A 13,457-nucleotide genomic window follows, 5' to 3' on the forward strand; every position below is an offset into this window, starting at 1 on the left:
AGTTGCTGACTTCATCTGAACCGATTTCCCATGGTGGCGACGCCAACGATGTCCAACGCAAACGAGATACCCAGCGCACTACCGAGCTGGCTCGAAGGTAAGAAGCTCAATAAGATTGAGCAGAACAAAGCTGACAAAGACGGCCTACTCGTCGGCAGCGAAATCGAGACGTTCGCCAAACTTGGATGGGAGAACGTCGATGAGACGGATCTTCAGCTGCGACTGAAGTGGTACGGAATGTTCTGGAGACCCAAAACTCCAGGGCTGTTCATGATGCGCCTGCGGGTTCCCAACGGGGTGATCTCCGCAGAGCAGCTTCGGGTCGTCGGCAACATCGTGGCTCGCTACGGCAGCAACGGAAGCGCTGACATCACCACGCGCCAAAACATCCAAATGCGCGGCATCCTCCTGGAGGACCTGCCCGAGATTCTGGGTCAACTCAAAGCGGTTGGCCTGACCACCATCCAGTCGGCCTTCGACAACCCCAGGAACGTCACCGGAAATCCCATTGCCGGCATTGACCCCCTGGAGATTGTCGACACTCGCCCGTACACCCAGGAGCTCGAAAACTTCCTCACGAGCAACCACCAGGGCAACCCCGAGTTCTCCAACCTTCCGCGGAAGTGGAATACGGCTGTCGCTGGTGCACGCGACAACTTCCTGCTCCACAACGACATCGCCTTCCACCCCGTTGAGCGCAACGGCGAGATGGGCTTCGGCGTCTGGATCGGCGGCATCCTCTCCTCCCAGATGAATGCCTATGCCATTCCCTTGAATGCTTGGGTCAAGCCAGATCAAATCTGTGCGATCACCGAAGCCGTGATCAAGATCTGGAGGGACAACGGCGAGCGGGACAAGCGTCCTAAGGGTCGCTTCCGTCTGTATCTCGACGAGGTTGGCCTGGAGGCTTTCCGGGCCATGGTGGAAGAACGCTTTGGTCCGCTGACCCCAGATCCAGGTTCAGTCTTCGACGCTGAACCCCGCTCCCACTACGGCATCCACCCGCAGAAGCAGCAGGACCTGCACTACGCCGGTGTCCATGTTCCCGTCGGACGCCTGCTGGCCGAAGACTTCCAAGACATTGCCGCCCTTGCCGAGCGCCATGGCGACGGCAGTGTGCGCCTGACGGAAGATCAAAACGTGATCTTTACCGGCATCAGCAGCGCTCAACTCCAGGCCTTTGAAACGGAACCACTGCTGCAGCGCTTCAGCCTGAACCCCAGCCACATTGCCGCTGGCACCGTCAGCTGCACCGGCAACAGCTACTGCAGCTTTGCCCTCACCAACACCAAGGATCAAGCCCTCGCTGCTGCTGAAGCGCTGGATCGTGAATTGGTCCTTCCGGAGGAACTGAAGATCCACTGGACGGGCTGCCCCAACACCTGCGGCCAGGCCTACATGGGCGCCATTGGTCTCACCGGAACCAAAACCAAACAGCCCGATGGCGGCATGGGCGAGGGCTACAACATCACCATTGGCGGCTCCCAAGGTGCCAACCCTCAAATCGGCGAGATGCACCGCAAAGGAGTTCCCGCCAGTGAAATCCAAGCGGTGCTGAAAGAGGTTCTCATTGAACAGTTTGGCGCCAAGCCCAGGACGTAAAAAGCCGCAGTCCGCACTACACATTTACCGGCATTTTTGAGACCAGGTGCTCCTTTCTTCTGAAGCCTGTCCTCAATCAGATCGCACCGTCTCACCCTCAACTTCGGACGCATGTCTTCATCAACGACGCAGCAAAAGGGAGATGTCTTCTCTCGGTTTGTGAATTGGCTGAGCAGCAGTGGCACTGACAAAGCTGCCGTCAACAGGCCCCAAGGCAGCCAAGACATCATTTCTCGCTTGATGAACCGCATTAGCGGTTAATTCCTTTCCTCACACATCACTTGCAGAGCAAAACATGAGCGCGACAGCTTCACAGATGGACTATGTCCTACCCAACGAATTAGTCGACGGCATGATTGCTGCCGGCGGCAAAAAAGCAACCGTCAGCGTCAAGAACCTGCTGATCCGCGGTTTCTATTCCGGAGCCATCCTCGGTCTCGCCGTGATCCTGGCCCTGACCGTGGCAGCCCAGAGCAAGATGCCCTTCCTGGGCTCGCTGCTCTTCCCCTTCGGCTTCGCCAGCATCGTCCTCTTCGGCATGGAGCTGGTCACCGGCAACTTCGCCCTGCTGCCCATGAGCGTCTGGGCCGGCAAGGCGAGCTGGAGCGCCACCTTCCGCAACTGGGCCTGGGTCTGGATTGGCAACTTCATCGGCACCGCCGTTGTTGCCCTGATCATGTGGGCCAGCCTGACCAGCGCCGGCACCGTTGAGCCCCTGGCCGCTGCCGACGGTGGCAAGGGCTGGCAGGTTGTGGCCGCCACGATCATCAAGCTCAACAAGCTGAATGTGGTCACCAAGTACGAAGCCCTTGGCAGCACTGGCTTCTTCCTGGCCTTCCTGCGGGGCATGGTCGCCAACTGGCTGGTCTGCCTGGGCGTGACCATGGCCCTGGTGAGCAAGAGCGTTCCCGGCAAGCTGCTGGCCTGCTGGCTGCCGATCACGGCCTTCCAAACGATGGGCATGGAGCACATCGTGGTGAACCAGTTCCTGCATACCGCCGGCCCGCTGCTGGGCTCCGGTGTGTCCTTCGGCAAGGTGATCGTCTGGAACTTCATCCCCGTCACCCTCGGCAACATCGTGGGCGGGATGGTCTTCATCGGGATGCTCTTCTACAGCACCCACCGCACCAAGATGCCCAACGTTCTCCCCAGTGAGCACGACGACAAGCTGGAGCGGGAACTGGCCGCCGAGCTGGGGGCTCGCTGATCAATGGGACTCGCTGTCGCCCCTGCCTCTGACCTTCTTCAGCCCCATGAGGAAGCTGCTCTGAGCGAGCGGCTCGGACGCTGGAGGCGGCAGCCCCTCACCCCTGAAGAACTGAGCGCTCTGCTGCCTCGGGTCTCCGATCCCACCCTTGCCCTCAGCCTGGCTGAGCGGCTGGGGATGGCCGGACCCGAGGCCATTGCCTTGATCCTTCCCCTCTGCCAATCGCAGGGCATTTCTCTGCCCCTCATTCGCGCCCTGGGAATCTGTCATCACCCCCAGGCCTGCACTCAGCTCCTTACCTGGCTGCCAGAGGCCGGACCCCTGGAGCCCGATGTGCTCGAATCCCTCGGCTGCTGGGGCAATCTGATCGATTTCAGGATCATCGAATCAGCGCTGAGCGCACCTGGCCAGAGCCATCGCCTGGCAGGCCTCAGCCTGCTGACCTTCCGCAATCGCAGCCTGACGGCCGAGGAGGTCCTACGCCTGACGACGCCTCTGCTGCAGGACTTTCGCGCCGATGTGGTGATTGCCACGATCAAGCTGCTGCAACGGCGCAACGAACCCAGCGTCTTAGCTGCCATTCGCGGCTGCATCAGCACCGAAGCTCTGCCCCGCGTCGCTGAAGCGGCACTCCAGGCCCTCGGTTGCATCGGCAGCCTGGAATGCTGCCAGCAGCTGCTGGAGCTTCGAGGCGAATTGGCTGGCACAGCCTTAGAAGAGCCGCTGCGGCGTCAACTCAAGGCTCAGGTCAGGCATCAAGCCCTGGTCGAGCAGGCCTTGGCATAACTATTCATTTCTACAATTCGCCACAAAAAAAGCCCACCGTTGGTGGGCTTTTGCTTTGGGAGCCGAAGCTCACCATTTCTTATAAGGAAGGAACTTGCCGCACATGGTGACCTTCACTCGGTTACCAGCAGGGTCTTCAACTTTGTCCACATCCAAGGTGAAATCAATGGCGCTCATAATGCCATCACCAAACTTCTCTTGGATCACGTCCTTCAGGGGCATTCCGTACACCTGCATGATCTCGTAGAAGCGATAGATCAGCGGATCAGTCGGGATCACAGGATCCAGACCGCCCTTGGTCGGGAACGACTGCAGTGCCTCGGTAATGGCATGGTCAAGGCTGAGCAGTTCAGCCAGCTTTTGGGCTTCTTCAGCCGAAGCGGTGGACTGGCAGTAGAACAGCGACGCGATCCACACTTCATCGCGACCCAGGGCGGCCTCCAGATCAGCGAAGCTCAGCCCTTTGGCCTTCTTCGCCGCCATCAACGTCGCCGTGATTGTGGCGGGAGAGGGAGCTGCCAACGAGGGCATTGAAACAGGAGTAACCGTCATGGAGACAGGCCAGAATTGATGAGAGGAGTGAACAGAATGAAGCGCAATCTGCGTTCTGCTCGCATGTCAGATTCGCTGCAGATGGGGATCAACTTCGCAGCCTTTGTTACCGAGCCTGAAACAACTTGGTAGCTGCTGCTACCAGATCGGGCCTTGTCGGCACGGAGAATCCAGTGAGAACGAGCTCTTCTGTCGGCTTGACCTACGCCGCTCCCCCAACCGACGGCCCACCGAATGGCCGTGAGCTGTTCAAGGCCTATCTCCGAAAAGTCGGCAGTGGCGAGCACACCAGTAGTGGACTGACGCGCGAAGAAGCCGCCCACGCCCTCGAACTGATGCTCGATGGGGCCGCTAGCCCGGCCCAAATCGGCGCCTTCCTGATCGCCCACCGCATCCGCCGGCCTGAGCCTCAGGAGCTCACCGGGATGCTGGATGTGTACCGAAAGCGGGGCCCGCAGCTGACAACCGGCAAGCCAGCCATCAGCTTCGGCATGCCCTTTGACGGGCGCACGCGCACCGCTCCGATCTACCCCCTAACCGCCCTGGTGCTCTCGAGTGCCGGACTCCCCGTGGTGCTGCAAGGGGCCGGCCGCATCCCGGTGAAATACGGGATCACGGCCCAGGAGCTGTTCGCCTGTTTGGGCCTGCAGCTCGCCGGCCGAAGCGTCGAGTGGGTCCAGGCCAAGCTCAACGCTTGCGATCTGGCGTTGGTCCATCAACCGGACCACCTCCCGGATGCCGAAACCCTGATCCCTTACCGCGAGGATCTCGGCAAGCGGCCACCGCTGGCCAGCCTCGAGTTGCTCTGGACTGCGCACCAGGGCGAGCACCTGCTGGTCAGTGGCTTTGTCCACCCGCCAACCGAAGCGCGGGCCTGGAAGGCACTGGACTTAGCGGGGGAAACCAACGTGCTGACCGTCAAAGGCCTCGAGGGAAGCACCGATCTGCCGATCAGTCGGGCCTGCGTGACGGGTCGTCCAACCCGAGAGGAGGACGGGCGCCAGATTCTCCACCCCCGCGACAACGGTTGCTACGGAGCCGACCCGCTTTGGGACGGGCTTGAGACCTGGGGGAACCAATCGGCCGCCGCCCTCGGCGGACAAGGGGAACTCGCGACCGCCTTGATCTGGAATGCAGGCACCTACCTCTGGCAGGCCGGACTGGAGGCGAACCTCACCGACGGCCTCGAGCGCTGCCGAGATCTTCTGAGCTCGGGGGTGGTCATGGCCCACCTCCAGCGTCTGCGCCAGGAGATGGGCTGAGAGCAACCAATCAGCGCTCGCCCAGCACCTGCCACATCGCCGCTTGGCCAGCAATCACGGGCTGCACCGACACGGGTGCGGAAGCCGAGATGGAGGCACTACGGATGAGTTGGACGCCCAAGGACGCGACAACAAAGGCTCCTAGGAAACCTGTGGCGATCGTCAGGGGATGGCGGCCCTGAACCGCAACTCCAGTTTTGGTTGCCATGACGGCATGGGGGATTCAACCCATCCACTATGGAGACGTCAGCCAACCCTCGCCAGCTGAACCGGTCCAAAACGTTGTGGACGCCGCCGGCGCCATGGACCAGGCGGCCGCGCCTGCCAGAAGTCGATCGCTGCTCACCCAGCCGTGGGAACTTCCCAGCAGAACCCCAAGAGCAACGGCCAAACGCATGGTGAACGGAAGAGTTGAAGTGAGTTTGAAGAGACCAACGCACCGATTTGGCCGCCGTTGACACCAAACCCATCCGCCGGGAGCAAGCAATCCTCAGAAGCGTCAAAATCACTACCAGAACGACGTCTGGCCGTGACAACTGAGGCCCCCTCAGCAAGCCATTGCTTTGACTTTGAAAGCGATTTCATCGGCAACTGGCGCTGCATTCCCCTCTGCGTGCGGCGCAAGCTGGACCTCTGCGGCATCAAGCTCAAGCTCAACCATTGGCTCGCCCTCAACCAAGACGAGCGGCAAACACTTGTCGACTGGCTCGACACCCAAGACGCGCTTGAGCAACTGGGAGAGCATCTCTTAAGTCGCACGGAGACCATGGCCGACGGTCAGGCCAAAACGCTGCCGATCGCCAGCGGCGAGCCCTGGCAAAACCCGCAGCAGATTCCCGAGGTCTTGATCGAGGCCGCGCAACTCCGCGGTATCCCCCTACAAACAGAGCAATGGGGCGCGCTCAACGAATTAGAGCGGTTTGCCCTGTGCAAGCTGGCCAGGCCAGGGCATGACCACCACAACTTGGAGGCCGCCTTTAGCGAAGTGCTGGGCTGAACCAGCGCCGCAGGGCCTCCAGGCGCCCCGCCTCCTGCTCCACCGGTTTGACCACCGACACCGCCGGGGCAACGATGACCGCGCAGGCCTTGAGTTCCGGCTGCTTGGAGACGGGACAGGCCTGATCGTGCATCAAGGTATTGGCCTCGCATGCCTTCTCCTGGGTAAACCCCCAATGCATCGGAAGAAACACCGACCCACGGCGGATGCGATCGGTGACTTTGACGTTGGCGGTGATGTGTCCGCGGCGTGAACTCACAGCCGCCAACTCCCCATCCCGCAGCTTGAGCTCAAGGGCATCTTGGGGGTGAATCTCAAGCAGCGGCTCGGGATGCATGGTCTGCAGCCGATCGACCTTTCCCGTGCGGGTCATGGTGTGCCATTGACCGAGATACCGGCCCACGGTGAGCACCAGTGGATAGGTCTCGCAGGGAGGTTCCGCTAATCCCAGGGGTTGGTCGATGCAGAAGCGAGCACGTCCCGAGGGTGTCGCGAATTGATGGTCGCTGTAGAGCCGCTTGGCCTCGGTGGTGGCTGAACTGCCCGCCGGGAAGGGCCACTGCTGGGGGCCGGCCTCCTCCAACAGGGCATGACTCAAGCCAGAGACATCACAGAGACGCCCGGCCGTGAGCTGACTGAATTCCGCGTACACCTCAGCCGCGGAGTCGTAGCTGAACTGCTCCTCAAAGCCCAGGCGCCGACCCACCTCCGCGAACACCTCCCAGTCGGGCCGGCTCTCGCCGTGGCGAGGGCGATAGGCCGGGCAATAGGTGACCCTGCGCTCGGAATTGGTCATCGCACCGGCCTTCTCGCTCCACTGGGCCGCCGGCAAGACCAGGTGGGCGTAGTGAGCCGTTTCCGTGTCGGCGTAGGCATCGCTCACCACCACCAGAGGGCAGCGCCGCATCGCAGCTTTGACGCGATCGAGGTCCGGCAGGCTCACCAGGGGATTCGTTGCGGCCACCCACCAGAGATCCAGCTCGCCGCGCTCCATGGCCTCCACCTGCTGCCAGGCCGCCAAGCCCGGCGTCGCCGCGATGCTGCCGGCGGGGAGTCCCCAGGCCTGCTCAACCTCCTGACGGTGTTCGGCGTTGGTCACCAGGCGGTACCCCGGCAACAGATGGGACAGGCCCCCGGCCTCCCGGCCACCCATGGCGTTGGGCTGCCCCGTCAATGAAAAGGGTCCCGCTCCCTCTTTGCCGATCTGACCGGTGAGCAGGTGAAGGTTGATCAGGCCGCCGACCACCGCGGTGCCCTCGCGCCGCTGATTGACCCCCATCGACCAGAGACTGAGGACCCGCTCACGCCGGCGAAACAGCTCCGCCACCTCCCGCAGCCGTTTTTCTGGGATGTTGCAAAAGCGGGCGACCTTTCGGGGCGTCCAACGGGCCGCGACATCAAAAAAAGCGTCGTAGTTCTCGGTGTGGTCGTCAATGAACGCCGGGTCTTGACCGTTCTCCCGCAGCACCAGATGGGCAAGACCGTGGAGCAGCGCCAGATCAGTGCCCGGGGCGATGGGCAGATGAATGTCAGCGGCCTTGGCTGTGTCCGTTGAGCGGGGATCGACCACCACGATCGTGACGCTGCCTGGATTGCGTTTTTTGCGCTTCAACAGACGCTGGAACAGGACCGGGTGGCACTCCGCGGTGTTGGTTCCAATCAGGAAAGCCACCGAGCAGTGGTCCAGATCCTCGTAACAGGCAGGGGGGCCATCGGAGCCGAGGCTGCGGGTATAGCCCGCCACCGCGGAGCTCATGCAAAGCCGGGAATTGGCATCGAAGTTGTTGGTGCCCAATGCACCCTTCAACAACTTCTGGGCCAGGTAATAGTCCTCGGTGTGGAACTGGCCAGAGCCGTACATGGCAATGGCGTCAGCCCCCTTGGTGGCCAAGGTGCTGCGGATCCGGCCCACCAGCAGGTCCATGGCCTGCTCCCACCGGATGGGTTGAAACGGGTCGTCCAGGCTGGAGCGATAGAGCGGCTCCCGGAGACGCCCACGGTCCAAGGTCTCGCCGACGGTCGCACCCTTGATGCAGACCTGGCCCAGGCTTGAGGGGTGCTGGCGATCGCCCCTCGCGGTCCAGATCGGATTGCCCTCGGCGTCGCGCTTGACCGCCTGACCGGGCAAAGCCGGCGGAATCAGCTCAAGCCCACAACCAACACCGCAATAGGGGCATTGGCTACGCACGTTGCCGGAAGCGGACTGGGCCATGACCAGGAACGAAACAAGGTCGAAAGAAAAAGGGGCGGCTCCTGATGGCCGCCCCCTGAGAACCCCAGCGACGGGGAGGATTAGGCGTTAACGAGAGCCTTCTCGTCCGCATGCTCTTCAGCGAAGGAGCCCTTGGGCTCTTTCAGGAAGAAGAAGCAGAGGAAAGCGACGATCAATCCCGCAGTACCGAGGATTTGGAAGAAGGCGCTGTTGGAGGAGGCAACGATCTCCGCAGAGGGATCTTTGCCACCACCCATCCACATCGGCAGCAAGCTGAAGATCGTCAGGTAAGCAACCGCACCAACGTTGCCGTAGGCGCCCACAAGACCTGCGATCTGCCCCGTCACACGCTTCTTGACCAGCGGCACCATCGCGAAGGTCGCACCTTCACCGGCCTGGACGAAGAACGAGGCCAGCATCGTGATCAACACCGCGACGGTGATGCCCAGGGAGCCGGAGAACGCGCCGGGCTTGATCATGCTCATGATCAAGTAACCAATGCCCAAGCCACCGGTCAGGAAGGCCATGGTGTTTTTGCGGCTGCCGAGCTTGTCGGAAATCAGACCGCCACCGGGACGAGCCACCAAGTTCACAAAGGCAAAACAGGACGCCAGGATGCCGGCTGTTGCCTTCGGCAGATCAAACGTGGTCTCAAAGAACGTCGGCAGCATGGAGACAACCGCCAACTCAGATCCGAAGTTCACGATGTAGGTGAGCTCCAGAATGGCGACCTGCTTGAACTCGTAGCGGTCTTCCTTGGGATATTGCTTAACGCCGTTGATCAGATCGCGGTTGGTGCGAATAATGCCCCAGGTCTGGAAGCCGAACCAAACCAGAACTGCCAGGAGCGCCAGGGGATAGGTGCCGGCATTCAGGAAGCCAACTTTTTGCAGGCGCCAGCAGAGCACGCAGAGAATGGCCGCGAAGGGAACATTCATGCCCAGCAGGCCCCAGAAATCCCGCATGGAAGTCACCTCAAGACCAGCAGACTTGGCCGGCTTTTGGTAGGCCTTACCGGGGGGAGTATCAGTGACGTTAAAGAAGTAGATAACCCCGTAAACCGCCGAAATAATGCCGGTCAGAGCAATCGCACCACGCCAATTCAAAATGGCGCCGGTGGGCAGCTCGAAGCCACCTGAGAAGGACAGGAAGCCAGCAAGGGCGACAAGAGTCAGCGCAGAGAAGGCCGAGCCAAAGTTGCCCCAACCGCCGTAGATCCCTTCCGCCAGACCGATTTCCTTGGGCGGGAACCATTCGGCCACCATGCGGATACCGATCACAAAGCCAGCACCAACGATGGAGAGCAGCAGACGAGCAACCACCAGTTGATTGAAGTCCTGCGCTGATGCAAACAGCAGGCAGGGGATCACCGAGAAGACAAGAATCGCCGAGTAGGTCTTACGGGGACCGAACTTATCCAGCAGCATGCCGATGAGCACGCGAGCAGGAATTGTGAGGGCAACGTTGCAGATCGCAACGGTACGGATTTGACCAAGGTCGAGGCCAAGATCGGCCTTAACCGTTGTAGCCAGTGGAGCCAGGTTGAACCAGACGACAAACGTCAGGAAGAAGGCGAACCAGGTGAGATGAAGAGTGCGATATCTCCCCTGGAGCGACCAAAGATCGCCAAGCATGGAGGACAGGGACAGTGGAGTAAGCCCAGGCCTTCAAAAAGCAGCGACCGGGGGAATCGCGCATCAAGCGCTGACGGAATTGGACCACCCGAGAGCCACCCCAACGGGTAACGACAGCTACCAAAGATCAATCCAGGCAGCGGACCGGACGCGGGCTAATCAATGCAATCAACCAGGCTTATCGCCTGTCCGAGCAACAAGGCCCAGGGATTTGCTTGGTAGCAACAGCGACATTAAGAGCGGTTCCCAGCGCTACATCGTGCATACATGACTCCAGTGCGGATCCATGGCGCCGTGCTCTGCGGCGGTGCGAGCCGGCGCATGGGCCAAGACAAGGCAGCACTCCCGCACCCCGATGGCGGGAGCTGGCTTTCACGCACTGCGGAGCTCCTCAGTCGAGTCTGTGAATCGGTCGCGGTTTGCAGCCAACACCCAAGCCATGCGGCATTGGTGGCCGGGCTCGAGCGGGTCCACCTCACCCTGGAGCCCCCGCCTGCCCAAGGCCCCCTCAGGGCCCTTGCACAGGTGCTTTCCAGCACAGGCGACAGCGCTGTGCTGATCGCTCCGGTGGACATGCCCCGCCTGAGCCAAGAGACGCTGGAGTCGCTGATCACCCAGTGGGAGCTCGCGCCAGGCCAGGCTGCGGTGGCCCATGACGGCCAACAGCTGCAGCCCCTGCTGGGGATCTACCCGGGTGGAGCCAAGCAGCGCAGCACCCTCGCCCAGGCGCTAGAGGCGGGGGAGCGGCGCTGGCAGGGCTGGCTCGCCACCATCCCCCATCAAGCTGTGGTGCTTCCTGCCCAGCAACTCCTCAATGCGAACACGCCTGCGGAGCGCGCCAGGCTGATGCCATGAGCCCAGGACCGGCCACCGATCAACTTCAGCGTCCCCTTGGGGTCCTGCGGCTCTCTTTGACAGCGCGCTGCAACTTGGCTTGCCCCTACTGCCAACCGGACGGGGAAGAAGCACCAGACCGACTGACAACGGAGCAGCGTCTGCGGGTGATCGAAGCGGCCTGCAGCCTGGGGGTCAGCAGCCTGCGCCTAACCGGTGGGGAACCGCTGCTGACGCCTGATCTGGAGGAATTACTGGAGGCCATCGGCCTCGCGCGAAGGCACACCAACAGCCCCCTGCGGGAGTTGAGCGACATCGCTTTAACGACCAATGGCCTGCTGCTCAGCCCTGAGCGAGCCCAGCGGCTGCGGCGAGCAGGGTTGCAGCGCATCACCATCAGCCTCGATGCCGTCGCGCCTGAGCGTGTCGGGGAGATGAGCGGCCGGCCGCACCAGGGAGTACAGCTCCTGCAGCAGGTCTTGGCGGCCATCGCCGCGGCCAAGGACGCTGGGTTTGATCCCGCCGTTGGAGAGCTCAAGCTCAACAGCGTGATCCAGCGGGGACGCAACGACGATCAATTGCTGCCCCTCGCCGCCCTCGCCCGCGACCAGGGCCTGGAGTTGCGGCTGATCGAAACCATGGATGTGGGCAACCGCAACGGCTGGTCCCCCGAGCAGGTCGTGCCCGCTGCCGAAATGATCGAGCGCCTGGGCAGCCGATGGCCCCTGGAGCCCCTGGGACGCCCTGCCCATAGCACCGCCAGCCGCTGGAGTTACCGGGATGGCCGCGGGGCCGTTGCCGTCGTGGCCTCCATCACGCAACCGTTCTGCGGCGACTGCAACCGGCTACGGGTCACAGCCAATGGCATGGCCTACACCTGCCTGTTTGCCTCGCAGGGCCAAGACCTCAAGCCTTGGCTACAGACCCCGGAAAGCCTTCGCCAAGCGATCGGCCAGCTCTGGAGCCACCGCCGAGATCGCTACAGCGAAGAACGTGCCTCGCGCCTGGCGCAGCCCAAAGCCGAGATGGCCTATCTGGGGGGCTAGAGCCAAGCCAACAGACCCGACAACTTGAGGCTGGCCAACAGCAGCACCAACGCCAGCAGTCGACGAATCCAGACCTCTTGAAACCGCCGGCTGCCGCACCAGCTCCCCAAGGCTCCTGCCAAGGCCACAAGGGGCAACGGGGCCAGCAGAACTGGCACGGGCGGCAGAGCAGAAGCGCCGTAGCTCAGCAGCCAACCACTGAGGCCCGCCAGGGAGTTGCACCAGATAAAGGCCGCTGAGACCCCGGCCGCCAGGCGGATGGGAAGCCAACCCGCCAGCAGCACGAGGGGAGTCAAGAAGATCCCTCCCCCGGTTCCACTCAACCCAGCCAACAGACCCAGCAGGGCTCCGGTGAACAAGACCCATGGGAGTGGAGGCAGGGCCAAGGCCGCCGCCCCAGGCCCCGCCGTCGGCCGCCAAAGCCGCAGGGCCGAAAAGAGCAACACCACGGCCAAGAACAGGCTCAAGCCATCGCTCGGGAGCTGCCAACTCCCACCCAGCAGCGCCGCGGGAATCGAGCAGGAGAGCAGGGGCAGCAGGAAACGGCGCTGGACGACTACCGGAAGGTGGCCATCGCGGTAAAAACGCCAACTGGCCAGGCTCGCCACCACCAGATTCATCACCAAAGCCATCGGCCGAATCCACTCCAGCGGCACGGCGAAGAGGGCCAGGCTGGCGATGTAGCCAGAGGCGCCCGCATGGCCAACGCAGGCATACAAAAAGGCGATGAGCCCCAGGGCTAAGAGCAGCCCGGGCTCCAGCGCAGTCATGGGGCCTCGGTCAGGCGCGGCAGCAACTGCACCAAGTTGCACGGACGGGTCGCCCCATCCAACTGAGCGGAGATCAGGCGATCCCAAGCCGTTTCCACCGCATCCAGGGAACCCGGCAGAACAAATACGACCGTGCCATTAGCCACGCCCGCCAAACAGCGGCTCTGGAGACTGCTGGTGCCGATGGTTTCAAACGACAGCACCCGAAAGAGCTCGCCAAACCCCTCAATGCGTTTATCGAGCAATGGCTCCACGGCCTCCGGAGTCCCGTCCCGCCCGGTCAAACCGGTCCCGCCACTGGTGATCACCACCTGCACCGCCTCATCGGCGATCCAACGGCTGAGTTCGGCGCGGATGCGGTAGCGGTTGTCCGGCACCAGGCGACGCTCCTGCAGAACATGGCCCGCCGCCTCCAGCCGCTGCTGCAGGGCATCGCCGGAGCGGTCCTCGGCAAGGGTCCGCGTATCGGAGACGGTCAGCAGAGCAATCGAAAGGCCCACGCGCGGGATCAAGGGGTCCGTTGATGCTGCCAAACCCCGATCGTCCGCTGGGTAG

At 62.3% G+C, this 13,457-nt stretch carries 14 protein-coding genes; 7 read left to right on the forward strand and 7 right to left on the reverse strand.

Features of this window, described 5'->3' with window-relative positions:
* The first annotated feature begins 30 nt into the window (after window positions 1-30).
* From CB0205_RS0102075 to CB0205_RS0102090, 3 genes are all read left to right on the forward strand, one after another.
* A complete protein-coding gene (locus CB0205_RS0102075) occupies window positions 31-1,602 on the forward strand; it encodes a ferredoxin--nitrite reductase (protein ID WP_010313768.1) in 1,572 nt (523 codons plus the stop codon).
* 316 nt (window positions 1,603-1,918) lie between these two features.
* Complete coding sequence (locus tag CB0205_RS0102085; RefSeq protein WP_010313770.1) at window positions 1,919-2,809, forward strand: formate/nitrite transporter family protein; 891 nt, start codon at window positions 1,919-1,921, stop codon at window positions 2,807-2,809.
* A 3-nt stretch (window positions 2,810-2,812) separates the two neighbouring features.
* Complete coding sequence (locus CB0205_RS0102090) at window positions 2,813-3,595, forward strand: hypothetical protein (RefSeq protein WP_010313772.1); 783 nt, start codon at window positions 2,813-2,815, stop codon at window positions 3,593-3,595.
* Window positions 3,596-3,664: 69 nt separating this feature from the next.
* Here the strand turns inward: CB0205_RS0102090 and cynS are convergent, their stop codons facing one another.
* Window positions 3,665-4,117: a cyanase gene (gene cynS, locus CB0205_RS0102095; protein WP_369791648.1), complete on the reverse strand. Its 453-nt coding sequence runs from the start codon at window positions 4,115-4,117 to the stop codon at window positions 3,665-3,667.
* 227 nt (window positions 4,118-4,344) lie between these two features.
* Here cynS and CB0205_RS0102100 point away from each other — a divergent pair, with 227 nt between their 5' ends.
* Complete coding sequence (locus CB0205_RS0102100) at window positions 4,345-5,409, forward strand: anthranilate phosphoribosyltransferase family protein (protein WP_010313776.1); 1,065 nt, start codon at window positions 4,345-4,347, stop codon at window positions 5,407-5,409.
* Window positions 5,410-5,419: 10 nt separating this feature from the next.
* Here the strand turns inward: CB0205_RS0102100 and CB0205_RS0102105 are convergent, their stop codons facing one another.
* Window positions 5,420-5,617, reverse strand: a complete 198-nt coding sequence (locus CB0205_RS0102105) for a hypothetical protein (protein ID WP_010313779.1) — start codon at window positions 5,615-5,617, stop codon at window positions 5,420-5,422.
* A gap of 27 nt (window positions 5,618-5,644) precedes the next feature.
* Complete coding sequence (locus CB0205_RS15810; protein ID WP_156797755.1) at window positions 5,645-5,806, reverse strand: hypothetical protein; 162 nt, start codon at window positions 5,804-5,806, stop codon at window positions 5,645-5,647.
* Window positions 5,807-5,938: 132 nt separating this feature from the next.
* Here CB0205_RS15810 and CB0205_RS0102110 point away from each other — a divergent pair, with 132 nt between their 5' ends.
* Window positions 5,939-6,406 (forward strand): nitrate reductase associated protein, encoded by a 468-nt coding sequence (locus tag CB0205_RS0102110; RefSeq protein WP_010313781.1) that lies wholly within the window; start codon window positions 5,939-5,941, stop codon window positions 6,404-6,406.
* Here the strand turns inward: CB0205_RS0102110 and CB0205_RS0102115 are convergent.
* Window positions 6,387-8,618 (reverse strand): molybdopterin oxidoreductase family protein, encoded by a 2,232-nt coding sequence (locus CB0205_RS0102115; protein WP_029626048.1) that lies wholly within the window; start codon window positions 8,616-8,618, stop codon window positions 6,387-6,389. The two genes, CB0205_RS0102110 and CB0205_RS0102115, sit on opposite strands and share 20 nt — an antisense overlap.
* A gap of 80 nt (window positions 8,619-8,698) precedes the next feature.
* Window positions 8,699-10,252: a NarK family nitrate/nitrite MFS transporter gene (locus CB0205_RS0102120; RefSeq protein WP_010313785.1), complete on the reverse strand. Its 1,554-nt coding sequence runs from the start codon at window positions 10,250-10,252 to the stop codon at window positions 8,699-8,701.
* Window positions 10,253-10,519: 267 nt separating this feature from the next.
* On the opposite strand from CB0205_RS0102120, the gene CB0205_RS0102125 reads away from it, so the two are divergent.
* Together CB0205_RS0102125 and moaA are read left to right on the forward strand one after the other, a co-directional pair.
* A complete protein-coding gene (locus CB0205_RS0102125) occupies window positions 10,520-11,107 on the forward strand; it encodes a molybdenum cofactor guanylyltransferase (RefSeq protein WP_029626049.1) in 588 nt (195 codons plus the stop codon).
* Window positions 11,104-12,132, forward strand: coding sequence for a GTP 3',8-cyclase MoaA (moaA, locus tag CB0205_RS0102130; RefSeq protein ID WP_010313788.1), 1,029 nt, complete (start codon window positions 11,104-11,106; stop codon window positions 12,130-12,132). Before CB0205_RS0102125 ends, moaA begins: the two co-directional genes overlap by 4 nt.
* On the opposite strand, the gene CB0205_RS0102135 is transcribed toward moaA, so the two are convergent.
* Window positions 12,129-12,902 carry a sulfite exporter TauE/SafE family protein gene (locus CB0205_RS0102135; protein ID WP_010313790.1) on the reverse strand — a complete coding sequence of 258 codons (774 nt, stop codon included), beginning with the start codon at window positions 12,900-12,902 and terminating at the stop codon, window positions 12,129-12,131. The genes moaA and CB0205_RS0102135 overlap by 4 nt on opposite strands.
* The gene (gene moaB / locus CB0205_RS0102140; RefSeq protein WP_029626050.1) at window positions 12,899-13,402 is read right to left on the reverse strand and encodes a molybdenum cofactor biosynthesis protein B; all 504 of its coding nucleotides are present in this window, start codon (window positions 13,400-13,402) and stop codon (window positions 12,899-12,901) included. Before moaB ends, CB0205_RS0102135 begins: the two co-directional genes overlap by 4 nt.
* Between the last annotated feature and the right edge of the window lie 55 nt (window positions 13,403-13,457).

The organism is Synechococcus sp. CB0205 (genome assembly GCF_000179255.1).
Classification (GTDB): domain Bacteria; phylum Cyanobacteriota; class Cyanobacteriia; order PCC-6307; family Cyanobiaceae; genus Vulcanococcus.